Annotated in this window: 21 protein-coding genes; 10 read left to right on the top strand and 11 right to left on the bottom strand. The window is 66.1% G+C overall.

The annotated features are described in order from the left end of the window. Nucleotides 1–201 precede the first annotated feature (201 nt). Nucleotides 202–555 carry a VOC family protein gene (locus ASF51_RS09540; RefSeq protein ID WP_055928532.1) on the top strand — a complete coding sequence of 118 codons (354 nt, stop codon included), beginning with the start codon at nt 202–204 and terminating at the stop codon, nt 553–555. A 49-nt stretch (nt 556–604) separates the two neighbouring features. Here ASF51_RS09540 and dhaM read toward each other — a convergent pair whose 3' ends face one another. The 3 genes from dhaM to dhaK are packed head-to-tail and all read right to left on the bottom strand — an operon-like array spanning nt 605 to nt 2947. Next, on the bottom strand, nt 605–1300 hold the full coding sequence (dhaM, locus tag ASF51_RS09535; protein ID WP_055928529.1) for a dihydroxyacetone kinase phosphoryl donor subunit DhaM: 696 nt from the start codon (nt 1298–1300) through the stop codon (nt 605–607). 1 nt (nt 1301) lies between these two features. Continuing rightward, nucleotides 1302–1940 carry a dihydroxyacetone kinase subunit DhaL gene (gene dhaL, locus ASF51_RS09530; RefSeq protein ID WP_055928526.1) on the bottom strand — a complete coding sequence of 213 codons (639 nt, stop codon included), beginning with the start codon at nt 1938–1940 and terminating at the stop codon, nt 1302–1304. A 5-nt stretch (nt 1941–1945) separates the two neighbouring features. Further along, nucleotides 1946–2947, bottom strand: a complete 1002-nt coding sequence (gene dhaK / locus ASF51_RS09525) for a dihydroxyacetone kinase subunit DhaK (RefSeq protein ID WP_055928523.1) — start codon at nt 2945–2947, stop codon at nt 1946–1948. Nucleotides 2948–3182: 235 nt separating this feature from the next. Here dhaK and ASF51_RS09520 point away from each other — a divergent pair, with 235 nt between their 5' ends. Both ASF51_RS09520 and ASF51_RS09515 read left to right on the top strand, forming a co-directional pair. Further along, on the top strand, nt 3183–3944 hold the full coding sequence (locus tag ASF51_RS09520; RefSeq protein ID WP_369797307.1) for an MIP/aquaporin family protein: 762 nt from the start codon (nt 3183–3185) through the stop codon (nt 3942–3944). Nucleotides 3945–4027: 83 nt separating this feature from the next. Further along, nucleotides 4028–5455, top strand: coding sequence for an FGGY family carbohydrate kinase (locus ASF51_RS09515; protein WP_055928517.1), 1428 nt, complete (start codon nt 4028–4030; stop codon nt 5453–5455). 1 nt (nt 5456) lies between these two features. On the opposite strand, the gene trpD is transcribed toward ASF51_RS09515, so the two are convergent. Continuing rightward, a complete protein-coding gene (trpD, locus tag ASF51_RS09510) occupies nt 5457–6509 on the bottom strand; it encodes an anthranilate phosphoribosyltransferase (RefSeq protein WP_055928514.1) in 1053 nt (350 codons plus the stop codon). A 65-nt stretch (nt 6510–6574) separates the two neighbouring features. On the opposite strand from trpD, the gene ASF51_RS09505 reads away from it, so the two are divergent. From ASF51_RS09505 to secA2, 5 genes are all read left to right on the top strand, one after another. Beyond that, a complete protein-coding gene (locus tag ASF51_RS09505) occupies nt 6575–7243 on the top strand; it encodes a heme-copper oxidase subunit III (protein WP_082479719.1) in 669 nt (222 codons plus the stop codon). Nucleotides 7244–7307: 64 nt separating this feature from the next. Continuing rightward, nucleotides 7308–8096 (top strand): cytochrome c, encoded by a 789-nt coding sequence (locus tag ASF51_RS09500; protein WP_055928511.1) that lies wholly within the window; start codon nt 7308–7310, stop codon nt 8094–8096. A gap of 90 nt (nt 8097–8186) precedes the next feature. Then, on the top strand, nt 8187–9263 hold the full coding sequence (locus tag ASF51_RS09495) for a ubiquinol-cytochrome c reductase iron-sulfur subunit (protein WP_055928508.1): 1077 nt from the start codon (nt 8187–8189) through the stop codon (nt 9261–9263). Further along, nucleotides 9260–10909, top strand: a complete 1650-nt coding sequence (locus ASF51_RS09490; protein WP_055928505.1) for a ubiquinol-cytochrome c reductase cytochrome b subunit — start codon at nt 9260–9262, stop codon at nt 10907–10909. The genes ASF51_RS09495 and ASF51_RS09490 overlap by 4 nt, the downstream gene beginning before the upstream one ends. 95 nt (nt 10910–11004) lie before the next feature. Continuing rightward, entirely contained in the window at nt 11005–13347 is a 2343-nt protein-coding gene (gene secA2, locus ASF51_RS09485) for an accessory Sec system translocase SecA2 (RefSeq protein ID WP_055928503.1), read from the top strand. Here secA2 and ASF51_RS09480 read toward each other — a convergent pair. The 5 genes from ASF51_RS09480 to ASF51_RS09460 form a co-directional block, all read right to left on the bottom strand. Further along, complete coding sequence (locus ASF51_RS09480; protein ID WP_055928499.1) at nt 13344–13760, bottom strand: cytochrome c oxidase subunit 4; 417 nt, start codon at nt 13758–13760, stop codon at nt 13344–13346. The two genes, secA2 and ASF51_RS09480, sit on opposite strands and share 4 nt — an antisense overlap. 3 nt (nt 13761–13763) lie before the next feature. Then, on the bottom strand, nt 13764–15500 hold the full coding sequence (gene ctaD, locus ASF51_RS09475; protein WP_055928496.1) for a cytochrome c oxidase subunit I: 1737 nt from the start codon (nt 15498–15500) through the stop codon (nt 13764–13766). Nucleotides 15501–15512: 12 nt separating this feature from the next. Beyond that, nucleotides 15513–16382, bottom strand: a complete 870-nt coding sequence (gene coxB / locus ASF51_RS09470) for a cytochrome c oxidase subunit II (protein WP_055928493.1) — start codon at nt 16380–16382, stop codon at nt 15513–15515. 160 nt (nt 16383–16542) lie between these two features. After that, the gene (erpA, locus tag ASF51_RS09465; protein ID WP_055928490.1) at nt 16543–16905 is read right to left on the bottom strand and encodes an iron-sulfur cluster insertion protein ErpA; all 363 of its coding nucleotides are present in this window, start codon (nt 16903–16905) and stop codon (nt 16543–16545) included. Between the two features lie 109 nt (nt 16906–17014). Further along, entirely contained in the window at nt 17015–18445 is a 1431-nt protein-coding gene (locus ASF51_RS09460; protein ID WP_055928487.1) for a dipeptidase, read from the bottom strand. Between the two features lie 46 nt (nt 18446–18491). Between ASF51_RS09460 and ASF51_RS09455 the strand changes: the two genes are divergently transcribed. After that, on the top strand, nt 18492–19061 hold the full coding sequence (locus ASF51_RS09455) for a DUF3043 domain-containing protein (protein WP_055928485.1): 570 nt from the start codon (nt 18492–18494) through the stop codon (nt 19059–19061). A gap of 40 nt (nt 19062–19101) precedes the next feature. Further along, nucleotides 19102–19533, top strand: coding sequence for a YdeI/OmpD-associated family protein (locus ASF51_RS09450; protein WP_055928482.1), 432 nt, complete (start codon nt 19102–19104; stop codon nt 19531–19533). Here ASF51_RS09450 and ASF51_RS09445 read toward each other — a convergent pair. Both ASF51_RS09445 and nrdR read right to left on the bottom strand, forming a co-directional pair. Further along, nucleotides 19530–20570: a quinone-dependent dihydroorotate dehydrogenase gene (locus tag ASF51_RS09445; protein ID WP_055928480.1), complete on the bottom strand. Its 1041-nt coding sequence runs from the start codon at nt 20568–20570 to the stop codon at nt 19530–19532. The genes ASF51_RS09450 and ASF51_RS09445 overlap by 4 nt on opposite strands. Continuing rightward, entirely contained in the window at nt 20570–21058 is a 489-nt protein-coding gene (gene nrdR / locus ASF51_RS09440; protein WP_055928477.1) for a transcriptional regulator NrdR, read from the bottom strand. The genes ASF51_RS09445 and nrdR overlap by 1 nt, the downstream gene beginning before the upstream one ends. Between the last annotated feature and the right edge of the window lie 3 nt (nt 21059–21061).

Genomic DNA, 21061 nt, shown 5'->3' with positions numbered 1-21061 from the left:
GGCAACCGGCGCACACCGGCTCACGGTCGCTGATCAGCCCCGCTCCGCCGCATCCACCAAATGACCGATAATGCACATTATGTCAACACATCTGTTCAGAAGGCCTCAGGGCTACGCGACCGGCCCGAAACCTGCGCCATTGGACAAGCTCAGGGAACGGGCCTCTTTACACAGCCACAAGCTCGGCGGCAGGATGTCGGCATGGAGCGAGTTCTCGGAATCGGCGGAGTCTTCCTGCGTTCGTCGGATCCCGACGCCCTGTCGGCCTGGTACCGCGACAATCTCGGAATCGGCACCGATCCTTCGGACCCGTGGCAGCAGCTGGCCGGTCCCACGATCCTCGCGACGTTCGACCGCACGAGCGACTATCTCGGATCCCTCTCGCAGCAGGTGATGCTGAACTTCCGCATCGCCGACCTCGACGCGATGCTCGAGCAGCTCCGCTCAGCGGGCGCCGAGGTCGACCCGCGCACCGAGACGATGGACGGGGTCGGCCGGTTCGGCTGGGTCGTCGATCCCGACGGCAATCGCATCGAGCTGTGGCAGGAGGCCTGACCTCTCCCCCGCGCCTCGGAGTCGGCAGCCGCTGTATTGCACAGAGTGACTACGACTCGCCGAAACCCGACTCCACGAGCTCGGCCAGCGCATCCACCGCGGCCCTGCCGTCGGGGCTCGGCGTCGACAGCTCGACCGATCGGCCCTTCACGAGCCCCATCGACATGATGCCCAGCAGGCTTCGCGCATCCGCCCCGTTGACCGTGACCGGAACACCGAGCGAATTCGCCAGCTTCACGAATTCGGCGGCCGGCCGGGCGTGAAGCCCGTCGGTGTTCACGATGGTCACGCTGCGGGAGTACCCCGACGTCGTCTCGTCGGCCACCGGATGCGGGTCGTCCGCTGAGAACGCGTTGATCGCAGACCGGGCGGCGGCCACCACCGCGGCGAGGTCGGCGCCCGACTCGGCCTCGACGGATGCGGCGACGGCCCCCTCGACGAGCGGGGCATCCACGATCACCACGCGATCGCGCACGTCGTCGTCGAGGAAGTCCCTCGCCGTCTCGGCGGTGAGGATGGCCGAGCCCAGGTCGCACAGCACGACGACGCCCCCTCCCGAATCGACAGAGGAGATGGCCTGCCCGACGCGCTCGAAGCTCGTGCCTATTCCGCCCTCGTCGGTGCCTCCGGCGGCTGCCATCGCCGTGGCGCCCGCCATCTGCTGCGCGAGCTCGACCAGCCCCTCCGCGATCTTCGAACTGTGCGAGACGAAGACCAGCCCGACCCGTGCCGCAGTCGCCGCCATATCAGGAGTCCGTCGCCGCGTCGGCGGCGGAACGAAGGAGCAGGGCCGAGGACTGCGCACCGGGATCGCGATGCCCGATGGCCCTCTCCCCCAGGTAGCTCGCCCGACCCTTGTGCGCGACCAGCGGCTCCGTGGCCCGGGCTCCGGCCTCCGCGGCTGTCGCGGCGGCGTCGAGTATTCCGGCTTCGTCCGAGCCGTTCGACAGGGCGGCCGCGGCCGCGTCGACGGCGGGCGTCCAGGCATCCACCATGGTCTTGTCGCCCGGGGCGGCCTTGCCTCGCAGAACCACGCCGTCACGGGCGGCCGTGAGCAGCGCCACGATCGCCGCACCGTCGAGCTCGGCCTGACCTGCGATCGCGCCCGCCGCCTTCAGGTACGCGGTTCCGTACAGCGGGCCCGCCGCGCCACCGACGGTCGAGATGAGCGTCGTCGCGACGAGCTTGAGCGCATCGGCCGGGGTGGCATCGTCTGCGAGATCGTCGAGCTTCGGCAGAACGGCCGAGAAACCGCGATCGAGATTCTCACCGTGGTCGCCGTCGCCGATGTCGCGGTCGAGCGTGATGAGTTCGACCCGGTGCTCGGAGACGACGGCGGCACTCGCCCTGATCCACCGAACGGCCCATGCCGTGTCCAATGTCATGTCGTCTACCTTCCCCACCGCAGTGCGGCGGTCTGCACGGGCGCGTCCCAGAGCTGCTCGAGCTCGTCGTCGAGCCTCATGACCGTGATGCTCATGCCCTGCATCTCGAGCGAGGTCACGAAGTTGCCGACGAGTGTGCGCGAGACGGTGATGCCGCGCTCGGCCAGAGCTTCGGCGGCGCGACGGAAGACGATGTAGAGCTCCACTTGCGGAGTGCCGCCCAGGCCGTTGACGAAGAGCAGGACCCGGTCGCCCGACGCGAAGGGAAGGTCGTCGACGATCGGGGCGAGGATCCTGTCGACGATCGCGTCTGCGGGCTCGATCTTGATGCGCTCCCGCCCGGGCTCGCCGTGGATGCCGATGCCGATCTCGATCTCGTCGTCGGCCAGCGTGAAGCTCGGCTCCCCCGCGTGCGGGACGACGCACGGGGTCAGGGCGACTCCCATCGACCTCGTCACGGAATTGACCCGGGTCGCGATCGCGGCGACCGAGGCGAGGTCGTCGCCCCTCTCCGCCGCTGCGCCGGCGATCTTCTCGACGAGGACCGTGCCCGCGACACCGCGACGTCCCGCCGTGTACAGCGAATCCTTGACCGCGACGTCGTCGTCGACGATCACGGTCTGCACGTCGATGCCATCCGCTAAGGCGAGGTCTGCTGCCGTCTCGAAGTTGAGCACGTCGCCGGTGTAGTTCTTGACGATGTGCAGCACTCCTGCTCCCCCGTCGACGGCCTTCGTGGCCGCGAGGATGGGATCGGGAGTCGGCGAGGTGAACACGGGGCCGGGAACGGCGGCGTCGAGCATTCCGAAGCCGACGAAACCGCCGTGCAGCGGCTCGTGCCCGCTTCCGCCGCCGCTGACGAGGGCGACCTTGCCCTGTCGCGGCGCATCCTTGCGGGCGATGTAGATGGGATCGTGAGAGACGGTGACCAGGTCGCCGTGGGCGGCCTCGAATCCGGCGACGGCTTCTTCGACCACGCGACGCGGATCGTTGATGAGTTTCTTCATGAGTGGCAATCCTCTTTGATGGTGCCGTGCGACCTGGGCCTGGAACGGCTCAGGGAGCCGCGCGGGAGCGCAGCTCGCACTGCCAAATCTACTTGTTCGCTCGAGTTCGACGGAAGTGCCTCGACTTTTGCCTCAGACCGTATGCGCCGCAGATTCCTGCGGATATGGTGTAGTCACCCGCTTGATGTGGGGTTCTGCACAACGTGACATAGGCGTCACACGAAGGAAGGTCGACGTGGACAATCTCGGTGTTGTATTTCTCTCTGAACTGGTAGGCACAGCCCTGCTCGTTCTTCTCGGCTGCGGTGTCGTCGCGAACGTCGCTCTGGTGAAGAACAAGGGTTTCAATGGCGGGTTCCTGATGGTCAACATCGGGTGGGGCTTCGCCGTGTTCTCCGGTGTGATCGTCTCGTACAACAGTGGTGCGCACCTGAACCCGGCCGTGACCCTCGGCCTGGTCGCGAACGGCGCGACCGAGTTCGGCTCCGGTGTGCCCGTGAACATCGCGTCGATCCTCACCTACATCGCAGCTCAGCTGCTCGGTGCGATCATCGGTGCCGTGTTCGTGTGGCTCGCGTACAAGCAGCACTTCGACGAGGAACCCGACGCGGCGAACAAGCTCGGTGTGTTCTCCACGGGACCGGCGATCCGCTCCTACGGGTGGAACCTGATCACGGAGATCATCGGAACGTTCGTGCTGGTGTTCGTGGTCATCGGCTTCGGTGGCGGCAGGCAGGGCGAGGGTGGTCTTGCAGCCCTGGGTGCTCTTCCCGTCGCGATCCTCGTGATCGCGATCGGCGCATCCCTCGGTGGCCCGACCGGCTACGCCATCAACCCGGCCCGTGACCTCGGACCGCGCATCGCGCACTTCATCCTCCCGATCAAGGGCAAGGGCTCCTCCGACTGGTCCTACTCCTGGGTGCCCGTCGTCGGCCCCATCATCGGAGGCGTCCTCGCCGGCCTCGCCGCCGTACCGCTCCTCCCCATCCTCACCTGACACACAGCGGGCCCGCACATGATCGTGACGGGCCCGCTCTCGTGTCACCCACGAACCTCAGGACTCAACAAAGGAGTTAGACAATGACGGACTACATTCTCGCGATCGACCAGGGCACGACCAGCACCAGGGCGATCGTCTTCGACCACTCGGGCTCGATCGTCTCGACCGGACAGCTCGAGCACGAGCAGATCTTCCCCAAGGCGGGCTGGGTCGAGCACAACCCCAAGGAGATCTGGGACAACACGCGTGAGGTCATCGGCCAGGCCCTGTCGAAGGCCAACATCACGCGCCACAACATCAAGGCCGTCGGCATCACCAACCAGCGCGAAACAGCCGTGGTCTGGGACAAGAACACCGGCGAACCCGTCTACAACGCCATCGTCTGGCAGGACACCCGCACCCAGGAGATCGTCGACCGCTTCGCCGCCGACGGAGGCGTCGACCGGTTCAAGGACATCGTCGGCCTCCCCCTGTCGACGTACTTCGCCGGCACCAAGATCGTCTGGATCCTCGAGAACGTCGAAGGCGCCCGTGAACGCGCCGAAGCCGGTGACCTGCTGTTCGGCACCACCGACAGCTGGGTGACCTGGAACCTGACCGGCGGCGTGGATGGCGGCGTGCACATCACCGACGTCACGAATGCCAGCCGCACCCTCTTCCTGAACCTCGAGACGCTCGAGTGGGACGACGACATCCTCGCGGTGTTCAACGTGCCGAAGTCGATGCTGCCCGAGGTGAAGAGCTCCTCGGAGACGTATGGGCTCGTCCACGACTCGAGTCTGAACACCTACGGCACCGGAAACTTCTTGATCTTCAACACCGGAACCGACATCGTCAAAAGCGAGAACGGCCTGCTCACCACCATCGGCTACAAGCTCGGCGACGGCGAGACCCACTACGCCCTCGAAGGCTCCATCGCCGTCACCGGCTCCCTCATCCAGTGGCTGCGCGACAACCTGGGCATCATCTCGTCGGCTCCCGAGGTGGAGGCACTCGCCGACACGGTCGACGACAACGGCGGCGCCTACTTCGTGCCCGCGTTCTCGGGCCTGTTCGCGCCGCACTGGCGATCGGATGCCCGGGGCGCGCTGGTCGGACTGACCCGCTACGTGAACAAGGGCCACATCGCGCGGGCCGCGATCGAGGCGATCGCGTTCCAGACGCGCGAGGTCCTGGATGCCGTGAATGCCGATTCTGGCGTGCCGCTCACCGAGCTCAAGGTCGACGGCGGAGCATCCGCCAACGACCGTCTGATGCAGTTCCAGGCCGACATCCTCGACGTGCCCGTCGTGCGCCCGGTCGTGGCCGAGACCACGGCACTGGGCGCCGCCTACGCGGCCGGCCTGGCCGTCGGCTTCTGGTCGACCCTCGACGAACTGCGCGACAACTGGCAGGAGGACAAGCGCTGGACTCCGAGCATGGATGCGGCGGAGCGCGACCGCCTGCTGCGCAACTGGAAGAAGGCCGTCACAAAGACCCTCGACTGGGTCGACGAAGACACCCAGTGAGTCAGTGACGCGTGGCTTCGGCCCACGTGTCGAGAGTGGCCGTCGCCGCACCGGAATCGATCGTCCGGGCGGCGGCGGCCATTTTCTCGCGCAGACGCTCGATGATCGGCCGCCGGCCCTGCTCCGGGTCCGAGGCGAGGTCGAAGGCCACGAGTCCCGCTGCGGCGTTGAGCAGAACGATGTCCCTCACCGGCCCGGTCTCCCCCTGGAGCACGCGGCGTGCGATGTCGGCATTGTGCTCGGCGTCGCCGCCGAGCAGATCGCCGATCTGGGCACGGGCGATGCCGAGGTCGCGAGGATCGAGGTCATGCTCGACGACCGCTCCGAGAGAGACCTCCCAGATGTGGCTGTGCCCTGTCGTGGTCAGCTCGTCGAGCCCGTCGTCGCCGCGGAACACCAGAGCCGTGGCGCCGCGCGTCTGGAAGACGCCCACGAAGATGGGCACGCGGTCGAGCTGCGCCACCCCCACAGCGGATGCCTCGGGTCGGGCAGGATTGCACAGCGGGCCCAGGTAGTTGAAGACGGTGGGCACGCCCAGCTCGCGTCTCACATTCGCGACGTTGCCGAAGCCGGGGTGGAACTTCGAGGCGAACGCGAAGGTGATCCCCGCCTCGTCGAGGACCTCTGCCGTTCGCACGTTGGTGATGTCGAGGTCGACGCCGAGGGCCTGCAGCACATCGGAGGATCCCGACTTCGAGCTGGCGGCGCGGTTTCCGTGCTTGACCACCGGCACGCCCGACGCGGCGGCGACGATCGACGCCATGGTGGAGACGTTCACCGTGCCGTGCCTGTCTCCCCCCGTTCCGACGATGTCGAGGGCCATCGGGTCGACGTCGAGGCTGACAGCGTGCTCGAGGACCGCATCACGGAATCCGACGATTTCGTCGACCGTCTCCCCCTTGGCCCGGAGGGCGATGAGGAATGCGGCGAGCTGCGCGTCGGATGCCTGGCCCGTCATCACCTGGTCCATCGCCCACGACGCCTCGGAGACCGAGAGGTCCTCCCGGGCGAGAAGCGAGGAAAGGATTTCGGACCAGGACTGTGAGTACGCCATAGCCTGATTCTAAAGGCCGAACGGCTTCCGCCCGGGTGTCAATGGGCTGCGCCACTCACACCCAAATGCAAAAACCCTGTGCTGATATCGGACATAATGGAGAAGTGACGAGCAGCTCCCTGACCCAGACTTCGAGTGCCCCGCTGATCCAACGACCGAACGTCGTGGCAGTGGGCACAATCGTGTGGCTCGGAAGCGAGGTGATGTTCTTCGCCGGCCTCTTCGCCATCTACTTCACGCTCCGCAGCACTTCCGGTCCGCTGTGGGAGAGCGAGTCGAGTGTTCTCAACGTGCCGTTCTCGCTGGTGAACACGATCATCCTCGTGGCGAGCTCGTTCACCTGCCAGGCGGGAGTGTTCGCAGCAGAGCGTCTCCAGGCGCGCGCCACGGGGTGGCAGCCGAACAAGTGGGGCACCACCGAGTGGTTCTTCCTCACCTACCTGCTCGGCGCGATCTTCGTGTCGGGCCAGATCTTCGAGTACGCGACGCTGGTGTCCGAGGGCATCTCCATCAGCTCCAGCGCGTACGGCTCCGCCTTCTACCTCACCACCGGTTTCCACGGCCTCCACGTCACCGGCGGCCTCATCGCATTCCTGCTCGTGATCGGCCGCATCTTCGCCGTCAAGAACATGGGGCACCGCGAGGCGACGAGCGCCATCGTCGTGTCGTACTACTGGCACTTCGTCGACGTGGTCTGGATCGGCCTGTTCCTCGTCATCTACGTGCTGAAATAGATCAACCGGCCCCCACCCGAACCCCGGTCGACGCATCAAGAGAGTTGTGAAAAGAGTGAAGAGAATGGCCCGAAAGAGCAGCACGGCAAACAGACGTCATCCCCTGGCGACTGTTGCCCTGATCGCAATCGGACTCCTGTTCACGGGCGGTGGATACGCGCTGTTCAGCAGCACGGCCACGGCCGAGACGAGCACCGCATCTCAGACCACCATCGACGAGGGCAAGAAGCTCTTCGCCGCGAACTGCGCCAGCTGCCACGGACTCGACCTCCAGGGCACCGGCGAAGGCCCCAGCCTCCTCGGCGTGGGCGCGGCCTCGGTCGACTTCCAGGTGGGAACGGGACGCATGCCGATGGCGATGCAGGGCCCGCAGGCCATGGAGAAGGCGCCGCAGTTCACGGCCGAAGACACCGAGGCGCTCGCCGCCTACGTCGCCTCCCTCTCCCCCGGCCCCGCCGTTCCCGACGAGAGCCTGCTCGACGGCGAAGGCGATGCCACGAACGGCGCCGAACTCTTCCGCATCAACTGCGCCATGTGCCACAACGTCGCCGGAGCCGGTGGAGCGCTCACCGAGGGCAAGTTCGCGCCCGCGTTGACCGGTGTCGCCGCCGTGCACATCTACGAGGCCATGGTCACCGGCCCCCAGAACATGCCCGTCTTCAACGACAAGAACCTGTCGCCCGAAGACAAGCGCGATGTCATCACGTACCTCAAGTACCTCGAGAAGAACCCGTCCCCGGGCGGATACGAACTCGGCAGCCTCGGCCCCGTGGCCGAGGGACTCTTCGTGTGGATCTTCGGCCTGGGTGCCATCGTCGCCCTGACCGTCTGGCTCACGGCGAAGTCCAACTAGTCCGGCGGCCCTGCCGCGCACACATTCTTCACCGAGGCGAGGACGTTCCCGACAGGGACTTCCTCGAAGAAAAGCTCGAAAGGCAATCACATGGCACATGACGATCTGAGCGGCAAGGACATCACCGCTGTTTCGTCGGCTGGCGTCTCGCACGAGACGGCAGCTCCTGGCACGGCCGTCGTCCCCACCGAGACGTTCGAGAACCCGGGTTTCCCGGCTCACCGTCCGCGCGTGACCGACACCGATCCCAAGGCCGAGAAGAAGGCCGAACGACAGGTCTACACCTTCTTCTACCTCTCGATCGTCGGCAGCATCTTCGCCATCGCGTCGTACATGGCCTTCCCCATCGAAGACGGCGACACCGGAGCCCTGCGACTTCACACGATGATGCTCGGCCTCGGCATCGTCCTCGCCCTCTTCGGCCTCGGTCTCGGTGCCGTGCACTGGTCGAAGAGCCTCATGGCCAACCAGGAGGGCATCGACCAGCGTCATGCCGTGCGCGGCAGCGACGAGACTCGCGCCCGTGCTGTCGAGATCTTCAAGGAGGCCAACGAGGAATCGGGCTTCGGCCGCCGCACACTCGTTCGCAACACACTCCTCGGCGCCCTCGTCGCCTTCCCCCTCCCCGCGGTCGTCCTCTTCCGCGGCTGGGGCCCTCAAGACGAGAACCCCGTCGAGCTGCTCGAGCACACCATGTGGGAGAAGGGCGCCCGCCTGACCCTCGACCCGTCCGGCCTGCCGATCAAGGCATCCGACGTCACGCTCGGGTCCGCGTTCCATGTCATCCCCGAGGGACTGAACGAGTCCGAGCACCGTCTCGAGGAGAAGGCGAAGGCCTCCGTCCTCCTGATGCGCCTCGACCCGGCCAAGCTCAAGGAGAGCCCGGAGCGCGCGGGCTGGTCGTACGACGGCATCGTCGCCTACTCGAAGATCTGCACGCACGTCGGATGCCCCGTCGCGCTCTACGAGCAGCAGACGCATCACCTGCTGTGCCCCTGCCACCAGTCGACATTCGACGTCACCGAAGAGTGCAAGGTCATCTTCGGACCGGCGAAGCGTGCACTGCCGCAGCTGCCGATCGCCGTCGACGGCGAAGGCTACCTGATCGCCCAGAGCGATTTCCACGAACCCGTCGGCCCGAGCTTCTGGGAGCGATCTTCATCATGAGTACAGTGACCACGCCGGAGACGGCACCAGCACCAGCCGCAGCGCCGACACGGCCGTCCGCGCCGCGAAGCACGTCCAGCCGCTTCACGGAGGCTGCCGCGAACTACATCGACGAGCGCACGAGCATCTCGGGCGTCGTCAAGGAGTTCGGTCGCAAGATCTTCCCCGACCACTGGTCGTTCATGCTCGGCGAGGTCGCGCTCTACAGCTTCGTCGTCATCCTCCTCACGGGAACGTTCCTCACGTTCTTCTTCCAGGCGTCCATGGCCGAGGTGGTCTACAACGGCTCCTACGTGCCACTGAAGGGCGTGGAGATGTCCACGGCGATGTCGTCGACGCTGAACATCTCGTTCGATGTGCGCGGTGGCCTGCTCATCCGCCAGATCCACCACTGGGCGGCCCTGACCTTCATCGCGGCCATCGGCATCCACATGCTGCGCATCTACTTCACCGGCGCCTTCCGCAAGCCGCGTGAGCTGAACTGGGTCATCGGGTTCATCCTCTTCATCCTGGCGCTGGCCGAGGGCTTCACCGGCTACTCGCTTCCCGACGACCTGCTCTCCGGTAACGGACTGCGCATCATCGACGGCCTCATCAAGGGCCTCCCCGTCGTCGGCACCTGGATCTCGTTCCTGCTCTTCGGAGGAGAGTTCCCGGGAACAGACATCGTCGGCCGACTGTATTCGCTGCACATCCTCCTGCTGCCCGCGATCCTTGCCGTCATGCTCGCGCTCCACCTCGTCTTCGTCGTCGTGCACAAGCACACGCAGTGGTCGGGCCCGGGCCAGACGAAGGACAACGTCGTCGGCTCCCCCATCCTGCCGATGTTCGCTGCCAAGGCCGGCGGATTCTTCTTCATCGTCTTCGGCGTGATCGCTCTCATGGGAACGTTCTTCACGATCAACCCGATCTGGAACTACGGCCCGTACGACCCGTCGCCCGTGTCTGCGGGAACGCAGCCCGACTGGTACATCGGATTCGCCGACGGCGCCCTGCGTCTGATGCCGCCCGGACTCGAGTTCGAGCTCTGGAACCGCACCTGGTCGTTCAACATCATCATCCCTGTGCTGATCCTCACCGGCTTCATCGTTGTAGTGCTGGTCTACCCGTTCATCGAGGCATGGATCACCGGCGACAAGCGGGAGCACCACCTGCTCGACCGCCCGCGCAATGCGCCGACCCGCACCGCGATCGGCGTCGCCGGCGTGCTGTTCTACGCCGCTCTCTGGGGTGCTGCAAGCTCCGACATCATCGCCACGCACTTCCAGCTGTCGATCGAGGGTGTCATCCACGTCAACCAGGCGCTCCTCATCCTCGGACCGATCATCGGATACCTGGTCACCAAGCGCGTCTGCCTCGCTCTCCAGAAGAAGGATCGCGAGATCGCGCTTCACGGCTTCGAGTCCGGTCGCATCGTTCGACTGCCCGGTGGCGAGTACATCGAGGTGCACCAGCCCGTCGACGAGTACGAGCGGTGGAAGCTGATCGACTACAACGACTACCAGCCGCTCATGATCCGGCCCAACGCACGCGGCCAGATCACCGCTGTGCAGCGTTTCCGCGCCGGACTCTCCCGGTGGTTCTTCGAAGACCGCATCGCGCCGGTCAGCCCGAAGGAACTCGAGAGCGGAAGCGGCCACCACTAGATCGGCTCGCATACGAGATCAGAAACGGTCCTCCCTTCGGGGAGGGCCGTTTCTGTCGTTATCCATACAGGGCGGTGCGAACGTAGGATCTCAGAATGACCCAACACCGCGCCCGGCTGACCACCGGGCTCGCGCGAGTGCTCGGTCGGCCCGGCACCGTGTCCTTCAGGCGTTTCGCCCGTGTCGTGAAGGCGGCCGAGGCGCTCGGCGAACCGATGCGTCCGCTCACCGACGCCGAGCTGCGGCGAGAGGCCGAGTCCATCCCTCTCGTGACGGGAGGCAGGCTGGAGACCGAGCCGACCGCACGCTTCCTCGCCGTGGCTCGCGAGGCGACTGCCCGGGCGGTGGGGTTGATCCCCTTCCCTGAGCAGCTTCTCGCCTGTTGCGCCCTGCTGTCCGGGCAGGCGGTGGAGATGGACACGGGAGAGGGGAAGACCCTGGTGGGTGCCCTTGCCGCGGCAGGCCACGCGATGGCGGGCCGACACGTGCACGTTCTCTCGGTCAATGACTACCTCGCCGAACGTGATGCGACGTGGATGGGCCCTCTCTACGAGTTGATGGGTGTCAGCGTCGGCTGGGTGGGTGAGCACACAACGCATGACGCGAGACGGCGGGCGTACCTTCGCGACGTCGTCTACGCGCCGGTGAGCGAGGTCGGCTTCGACGTCCTCCGTGACCGCTTCGCGTTCAGGCACGAGGAGCGGGTGGTGCCGCGCTTCGACGCTGCGGTCGTCGACGAGGCAGACGCGGTCATGATCGACGACGCGATGGTTCCGCTCGTGTTGGCAGGCGCCGCAGCAGACGCGGCGAGCGACTTCGGCGACGCGACGGCAGCTGTCGAGGGCATGGTGGAAGGACGCGACTATCTCGTCGATACCGACCGTCTCACGGTCGGCCTCACAGACGAGGGACTCGACCGCCTCGAGGCCGAGCTCGGCGGAATCAACCTCTACTCGGCAGAGCACATCGACACGTTGACCCGGATCAACCTTGCCCTCGATGCCAGGGTCCTCGTGCGGCGCGACATCGACTATCTCGTCGATGGTGGCTCCATCAAGCTGATCAACACCGGCCGAGGCCGCGTCGCCCATCTCCAACGGTGGCCCGACGGCCTTCACGCGGCGATCGAGGCCAAGGAACACCTCAGCATCAGTACGACTGGAGTCGTGCTCGACACGATCTCCATCCAGGACCTCCTTCTGGGATACGGGACGCTCTCCGGGATGAGCGGAACGCTCATCGACGTGGCGGAGGACCTGATCGAGTTCTACCGCCTGCCCGTCGGTCGCATCGACAGGCACAGACCGAATGTCCGTGTGGATGCACCCGCCCGGGTGTTCCTGACGGTGGAGGAGAAGTTCGCAGCGCTGGTCGACGATATTGTCGAGCGCCACGAAACAGGGCAACCCGTTCTCGTCGGAACCCTGAACGTCGCCGAGTCGGAGTACCTCGCCGACCTCCTCCGGAGGCGGAAGATCGACATACGCGTGCTGAACGCTCGAAACGATGAGGAAGAGGCATCCATCATTGCTCGAGCGGGCGAGATGGATGCCGTGACCATCTCCACGCAGATGTCCGGTCGGGGCACCGACATCCGCCTGGGAGGTGCGGACGCACGCGACCGCGACGAGGTGGTCGGCAGGGGCGGGTTGACGGTCATCGCGGCAGGACGCTACGCCTCCCGTCGTCTCGACTCCCAGCTCCGCGGTCGCTCAGCCCGCCAGGGCGACCCGGGGTCCAGCAGCAGCTACGCCAGCCTCCGCGACGAACTCGTGCAGAGCAACTCCCCCGCGCACGTCCTGGCCCAGATCGATCGGCACGGTGACGAGCTGCCCGTGGTCCGGCTTCGGCGAATCGTCGACACGTCGCAGGCCATCGCTGAAAACATCCGACTCGACAGGCACCGGGCGACCTGGGCCTACAGCCGTGCACTCTCCTCGCAACGACTCGCGGTGCTGAAGCAACGAAGCGTGATATTCGATGGCGATGATGCAGCGACCGCGGTTCGCGGGATCATCCCCGAACACATTCGATCACTGGAGTCCGCCGCAGGAACGAATGCGACCGGCTCGACGGCGCGAGCGCTGACTCTTCACTACCTCGATGAGCACTGGATGCGCCATCTCGCACATCTTCAGGACATCCGCGACGGCATCCACCTTCAGGCGCTCGCCGGCCACAAGCCCGACGAGGAATTCCACCGCATCGCCCTCCGCGAGTTCCAGGGGTTCTTCGACGCCGTCTACGACGAGGCGGCCCAGTTCATGCAAACACTCACTCCGGCCGACATGACCCGGCCGCTCGACGAGCTCGGACTGCGGCGCCCCTCGGCCACGTGGACCTATATGGTGACCGACGACCCGTTCGGATCGACCGGCGACCGGCTCGCGAGAGAACTCGGCAAGCGCTGGCGACGCACGGTTCTGAGGACCGACTAGCGGGCGAAGTAGCCGCGGTAGTACTCGTACACCCAGCCGACGATCGCGACGAGCACGAGGGCGACTCCGATGAACGTGATCCACGTGCCCACGGCGAAGCCGAGAAGCATGAGCGAGGCAGACCCGGCCAGGATGACGGGCCACCAGCTCCACGGGCTGTAGAAGCCCATCTCGGGGTCTCCGTCATCGATGTCGGAGTCGAGGCGGTCCTCGGGAAGGTCTCCGCCCTGGGCGCTGTAGACGCGACCCAGGTAGAAGGCGAGGAAGGCCGCGAGCATGCCGGCCAGGCCGATGCCGAGAGCACCGACCCACTCGACCGTGCCCTGATCGATGATGTGCCAGAAGATGTACACACCCGCGAGGAGGACGCAGAAGACCGCCAGGATCCAGAAGAGGTTCTTATTGGCTCTCATGTCTTACTTCACCTTCTCGGATGCCGTGTCGTACGTCGGTGCGTCGGGCGCGTCCTTCGCCGGGCCCACACCGAACGGGATGCCCGCCTCGGGGTGGTTGAGGTCGAACGCCGGCGACTCGCTGCGGATGCGCGGGATCGACGTGAAGTTGTGGCGCGGCGGCGGGCACGACGTGGCCCACTCGAGCGAGCGCGAGTAGCCCCACGGGTCGTTGACCGTGACCTTCGGGGCGCGACGGGCCGTGATGTAGACGTTCAGGAAGAACGGCACCAGCGAGGCGGCGAGCAGGAACGCACCGACCGTCGAGACCTGGTTCATCGACGTGAAGCCGTCTTCGGGCGAGTACGTCGCGTAGCGTCGCGGCATTCCGACGACTCCGAGCCAGTGCTGGATCAGGAACGTGGTGTGGAAGCCGATGAACAGCATCCAGAAGTGCCACTTGCCGAGCGTCTCGTTGAGCATCTTGCCGGTCCACTTGGGCCACCAGAAGTAGAACCCGCTGAACATGGCGAACACGACGGTGCCGAAGACGACGTAGTGGAAGTGCGCTACCACGAAGTAGGAGTCGGACACGTGGAAGTCGAGCGGCGGCGACGCCAGGATCACGCCGGTGAGACCACCGAAGGTGAACGTGATGAGGAAGCCGATCGCCCAGAGCATGGGCGTCTCGAACGTGACCGAACCGCGCCACATGGTTCCGATCCAGTTGAAGATCTTCACACCCGTCGGCACCGCGATGAGCATGGTCATCAGGGCGAAGAAGGGCAGGAGCACCGAGCCGGTGACGTACATGTGGTGGGCCCACACCGTGACCGACAGGGCGGCGATCGAGATCGTCGCGTAGATCAGGGTCTTGTAGCCGAAGATCGGCTTGCGGCTGAACACCGGCAGGACCTCGGAGATGATGCCGAAGAACGGCAGCGCGATGATGTAGACCTCGGGGTGGCCGAAGAACCAGAAGAGGTGCTGCCAGAGCAGCACTCCCCCGTTGGCCGCGTCGTAGACGTGCGCACCGAGGATGCGATCGGCTCCGAGGGCGAAGAGGGCCGCGGCCAGCACGGGGAACGCCATGAGGACCAGGATCGACGTGACGAGGATGTTCCAGGTGAAGATCGGCATGCGGAACATCGTCATGCCGGGTGCGCGCATGGTGATGATCGTGGTGATGAAGTTGACCGCACCGAGGATGGTTCCGAATCCGGAGATTCCGAGTCCGATCACCCACAGGTTGCCGCCGTCGCCGGGAGTGAACGTCTCGCTGGAGAGCGGCGCATAGGCGAACCAGCCGAAGGATGCCGCGCCCTGGGGGGTGAGGAACCCCGCCACGGCGATGAGGCTGCCGAAGCTGTAGAGCCAGTACGCGAAGGCGTTGAGTCGGGGGAACGCGACGTCGGGCGCACCGATCTGAAGCGGCATCAGCACGTTGGCGAAGCCGGCGAACAGCGGCGTCGCGAACATGAGCAGCATGATCGTGCCGTGCATCGTGAAGAGCTGGTTGTACTGGTCTTTCGTCTGCAGGATCTCGAGACCCGGCTCGAAGAGCTGGGCGCGGATGACGAGCGCCATGACCCCGCCGAGGCAGAAGTAGATGAACGAGGAGATCAGGTACATGTACCCGATGGTCTTGTGGTCGGTGGAGGTGATCCACTTGACCAGCACGTTGCCCTTGCGCTCGGCGCTTCGGGACTGTCCGTCGGTGAGCGTCTGACCGGTGGTCGGCGCTACGGCTGTGGTCGTCATCGTTACGTTCCCCTACTCCGCTACCCGGGGCGACGTCGTGCCGGGGAGGTTCTGATTTCTGTCGTACTCGTGTCCGAGCTGGCCGTTGAATCCGGCGTCCTTCAGAGACTGGATGTACGTGTCGTACTCGTCTTGGGAGACGACCTTGACGTTGAAGAGCATGAGCGAGTGGTACTCGCCGCACAGCTCCGCGCACTTGCCGCTGTACGTTCCCTCGCGCTCCGGCGTGACGTACATGTAGTTCGTCTTGCCGGGGATCATGTCCTTCTTGTAGAGGAAGTCGATGACCCAGAAGGAGTGGATGACGTCGCGAGCCTCGAGCTGGATCTCGACCTTCTTGCCCACGGGCAGGTACAGGGTGGGGATCTCGGACTCGACCAGGCTGCCCTTGGCGTCGTCGGGGTCGGGCTGGCCCTGGATGCCGGCGGAGTAGACGTCTTCGTCGACGTAGTTGAAGTCCCAGGCCCACTGCTTGCCGTAGACGGCGATCGTGACGTCGGGGTCGTCGTACTTGGCCTCGATGGCCGACTGGTCACGGGCGGTGAAGGCGAAGAAGCCCAGCACCAGGATGAGCGGAACGACCGTGTAGAAGATCTCGATCGGCATGTTGTAGCGCAGCTGGGCGGGGAGGCCCGTCTGGCCGCGGCGACGACGGTAGACGATGACCGCCCAGAGCGTGAGGCCCCAGGTGATGACTCCGACGATGAGGAGCACGATCCACGACGTGACCCAGAGCCCGATCACACGGTCGACGTTGTTCGTCGTTCCGGGCTCGGTGGGCAGCCACCCCTGCAGCTGCTGCTGGGTGCAGCCGGCAAGGAGGAATGCGAGGGTGGCAGCAATGGGAATTGCGGCCCAGCGGAGACGTCGAGAGCGCACCAGTGACCTTTCGGAAGACTGTGGAAGGAACTACCCACAAGTGTAGAGAACCGAGCCCTAGCCTACTCGACATAACACGCCCGCCTGAATCCACGAAGGGAGCCGCTTGACAGCGACTCCCTTGAGGAACAGCGGATTTCCGGGCCTCGTGGGGCCCGAACATTCAGTGGAACGAATCGCCGCAGGCGCAGCTTCCGCCGGCGTTGGGGTTGTCGATCGTGAACCCCTGCTTCTGGATGGTGTCCTCGAAGTCGATGGTCGCTCCGTCGAGGTACGGCACGCTCATCTCGTCGACGATCACCTCGACGCCGCTGTAGTCGACGACGGCGTCTCCGTCGAGCTGGCGCTCGTCGAAGTACAGCTGGTAGATGAGGCCGGAGCATCCGCCCGGCTGCACGGCGACGCGCAGGCGCAGGTCTTCACGGCCCTCCTGCACGAGCAGGCTGCGCACCTTCTCGGCGGCGGCGTCGGTGACGCCCACGCGGTGGCTGGGCGCCTCGGTCTGGGTCATTGTGGTGTCGCTCATGGCTGCTCCTAGGAAGTCGGGAAGGCACGTGCGGCGCGGTGCGCGGAAAACCCGCTCACGAACGTCGGTAGTGGTCAGTCTAAACACGCAAACCGTGCGTGGGCGGATTTCATTCCGAGAGCTGAGCGAGAGTCTTCACGTTCAGTCTCGCGAGAAGGAGGGCTTCACTCAGGATCGCGCGCTTGAAGACCCCCAGGTGCTGCGACTCGTTGGGGCTGTGCGCGCGGGTGTCGGGATCTTCGACGCCGGTCACGAGGATCTGCGCGTCGGGAAAGACGCGGGAGAGATCGGAGATGAACGGGATGGATCCGCCGATGCCGGTGTCGACCGCGTCGACGCCCCAGCCGTCTTTCATGGCGGCCTTGGCCTCGCGCACCGCCCAGCCGCTGGTGTCGACGAGGAATGCGTCGCCGAGGTCGACGTCGGTGATCTCGAGCGTCGCTCCGAAGGGCGCGTGGGCACGGAGGTGCGCCTCGATGGCGGCGAACGCGTCGTGCGCCTTCTGTCCGGGCGCGATGCGTGAGCTGATGCGCACGGCCACCTGGGGCAGAAGGGTGTTGGATGCGTTCGCGACGCTGGGTGCGTCGATCCCGGTCACCGTGATGGCCGGCTGGAACCAGAGCCGCGACAGGATGGCGCCGTGCCCGACGCTCCGCACTCCCTCCAGGAATCCGGCCTCCTCGGCCAGTTGGCTCTCGGGATACTCCGGAGTCCCACCCTGCGTTCCGACGAGGCCCTCGACGGCGACCGACCCGTCTTCGCCATGCAGCGACGCGAGCAGACGGACGGCCGCGAGCATCGCATCCGGCGCCGCGCCCCCGAACATGCCCGAGTGCGACGCGTGCTCGAGGGTGCGCACCGTCAGCTTGAACGTGACGTTGCCGCGCAGGCTGATGGTGAGGGCGGGAGTGTCGACGTTCCAGTTGTCGGAGTCGGCGACGACGATGACGTCGGCCCCGAGCTGCTCGCGGTGCTTGTCGAGGAACGCTGCGAAGGAGCGCGAGCCGAACTCCTCCTCTCCTTCGATGAAGACCACCAGGCCCAGGTCGAACTCGTTCTGCGTCGCCTCGACCAGGGCGCGCACCGATGCGATGTGCGACACGACGCCGGCCTTGTCGTCGGATGCGCCGCGTCCGTACAGACGGTCGCCCCGGATCGTGGGTTCGTAGGGCGCCGACTGCCAATCGGCCTCGTCGCCGGGGGGCTGCACATCGTGGTGCGCGTAGAGCAGCACGGTGGGGCGCCCGTTCTTCGCCGCCCTCGTCGCCAGCACTGCGGGCTGTCCGAGACCACCCTCGGGCGTCTCGGCCTGGGACACGACGACGGAGTCGAAGGCTCCGGTGTCGTCGAGCAGCGCGGCCACCGCCGCTGCGCTCTGGGCGACGAACGACCGGTCGAAGGCCTCCCACGACACCGAGGGAATGCGCACGAGGTCGGTCAGGTCCGAGACGGATGCCGGCATGTTGCGCTCGACGATCTCGCGCACCGTCTGCTGCGCTTCGGTGAGAGATGGATTGGTCGTGCCCGTGTTCTCAGTCATAGAGGTAAACTTTATACTTCTGCACTTTTCGGCAAGGACGTACCTCGTGGCCAAAGACAAAGCTCCCGCTCTCGACGCGCAGCTCGATGACGCACCGCTCAGCGGCAAGGGTCACGCGACCCCGACGCGCAAGGAGCGCGAGGCAGCGAACAGGCGTCCTCTCGTCGCCGGCGACAACAAAGAGGCCCGCAAGGCGTCGCGCGCGAAGCTGCAGGAGTCCCGCGACAGGGCCCGCATCGGCATGGCCAACGGCGAGGAGAAGTTCCTCCCGATCCGCGACAAGGGTCCGCAGCGCCGCTACATCCGCGACTACGTCGACGCCCGGTTCAGTCTCGGCGAGGTCATGATCCCGGTCATGTTCGCCGTCATTCTGGCGACCCTCGTTCCGAACCCGACCGTTCAGACCGCCCTGATGCTCGCTCTCTACGCGTTCGTCGTCCTCGTGGTGGCCGACAGCCTGCTGCTCGGCTGGCTCGTCACGCGCAAGCTGAAGGCGAAGTTCGGCGACGACCGCGTCGAGAAAGGTGTGCGCTGGTACGCGGCCATGCGCGCCCTGCAGTTGCGCCCGCTCCGCCTGCCGAAGCCGCAGGTCAAGCGCGGCAAATACCCGGTCTGATCCGCGGGTCTCGACCAGGCGACAGAACAGAGCTGTTCTTGTGAAGTTCACCACGATCATCGTTCTCGACGGCAACAACACCGGCATCGAGGTTCCCGCCGAGGTCATGTCCGCACTCGGAACCGCGAAGAGGATCCCCGTCGTCGTGACCGTGGGCGGCCACAGCTATCGCAGCAGCGTCGCGCCCTACAAGGGCCGGCTGATGATCTCGCTCAGCGCGGCCAACCGTGAGGCGGCTGGAGTGTCCGGCGGAGACGAGGTCGAGGTCACGCTCGAGCCCGATACCGCTCCCCGCGAGGTGGCCGTTCCTTCCGATCTCGCCCGCGCCCTCGACGCAGACTCTGCCGCGAAGACCCGCTTCGTCGGGCTCTCGTACAGCAATCAGAACCGTATCGTGCTGTCGATCGAGTCGGCGAAGACCGAGGCCACACGCCTCCGCCGAATCGACGCCGCGCTGGCCGAGCTCCGCTAGGCCCGTTCCGCCGCGAGAAGTCTGTCGAGCCCGCGATTGATGCGGCGCGCCCACAGGGGTCCCAGGTAGAGGAACGCGGTGTATCCCTGCACGAGGGTCGCTCCCGCTCGGAGTCGCTCGACCACGTCGTGCGCCGTCTCGACGCCGCCGACGGAGATCACGCAGAGCTCTGCCGGAACGACAGCCCGGATGAGGCGCAGCACCTCGAGGGATCGCACCGCCAGGGGCGCCCCGGAGAGTCCGCCAGCGCCGGCTGCCGCCACGATCGTCGGGTCTGTGCGCAGGCCCTCGCGGGAGAGGGTCGTGTTGGTGGCGATGATGCCGTCGAGGCCCAGGTCGACGGCGAGCCGGGCGACTCTCTCCACCTCGTCGTCGGTGAGGTCGGGCGCGATCTTCACGAGCAGCGGTGTCGAGCCGGCCTCGGTCTTGACCGCCTTCAAGAGCGGCTCCAGTTTGTCGATCTCCTGCAGCCCGCGCAGCCCCGGGGTGTTCGGGGAGCTGACATTCACGACCAGGTAGTCGGCCACCGGGGCCAGCGCCCGTGTGCTCGAGATGTAGTCGCCGATCGCGTCGTCGACGTCGACGATGCGGCTCTTGCCGATGTTGACGCCGATCACGGGCCGGTCGGGATGCGCGGTCGCCCGTGCCACCCGGAGTGAGGCCTCGGCCGCTCCCCCGTTGTTGAACCCCATCCGGTTCACGACGGCCCTGTCGGCGATGAGACGGAACAGGCGAGGCCTGTCGTTCCCGGGCTGGGGATGCGCCGTGATGGTGCCGACCTCGACGTGCCCGAATCCGAGGGCGCCCAGGCCCTGGATGCCGCGCGCGTCTTTGTCGAAGCCGGCCGCGAGTCCGAACGGGGTGGCGAAGTCGAGGCCGAGGGTCTTCACCGAGTGCGACGACCTCGATGAGGTGAATCGTCGCACGATGCAGCCGATGCCGAGGCGCGGAATGAGGCGGATCACCGTGAATGCGAGGTGGTGCGCACGTTCGGGGTCGAGGCGGGTCAGAACAAGGGAGAAGAGGAGCGCATACATCACTCGACCGTCGTCTGCTTCTCATCGGAGGAGCGCGACGCCGCGTGCTCGACGCGCAGCAGGGTGATGGCCTCCTCGAAGTCCTCCAGCGAATCGAAGCCCTGGTAGACGCTTGCGAAGCGCAGGTAGGCCACCTCGTCGAGTTCTCGAAGAGGCTGGAGGATGGCGAGACCGATGTCGTTCGCCTCGATCTGCGCGGCCCCTGAGAGGCGCACGGTCTCCTCCACGCGCTGGGCGAGGATCGCCAGGTCGGAGTCGGTGACGGGTCGACCCTGGCAGGCCTTGCGCACTCCGCTCACGATCTTGTCGCGGCTGAAGGGCACGACGACGCCGCTGCGCTTGATCACGTTGAGGCTCGCGGTCTCGGCGGTGCTGAAGCGTCGGCCGCATTCCGGGCATTGGCGCCGACGCCGGATCGCGAGTCCGTCGTCGGTGGTTCGCGAATCGACGACTCGGGAGTCGGGGTATCGGCAGTAGGGGCAGAACATGGG

The sequence above is a fragment of the Agreia sp. Leaf283 genome, assembly GCF_001422485.1.
Classification (GTDB): domain Bacteria; phylum Actinomycetota; class Actinomycetes; order Actinomycetales; family Microbacteriaceae; genus Agreia.
Note: the sequence above shows the minus strand (reverse complement) of the source record. Positions and strands in the feature narration are given on the sequence as shown.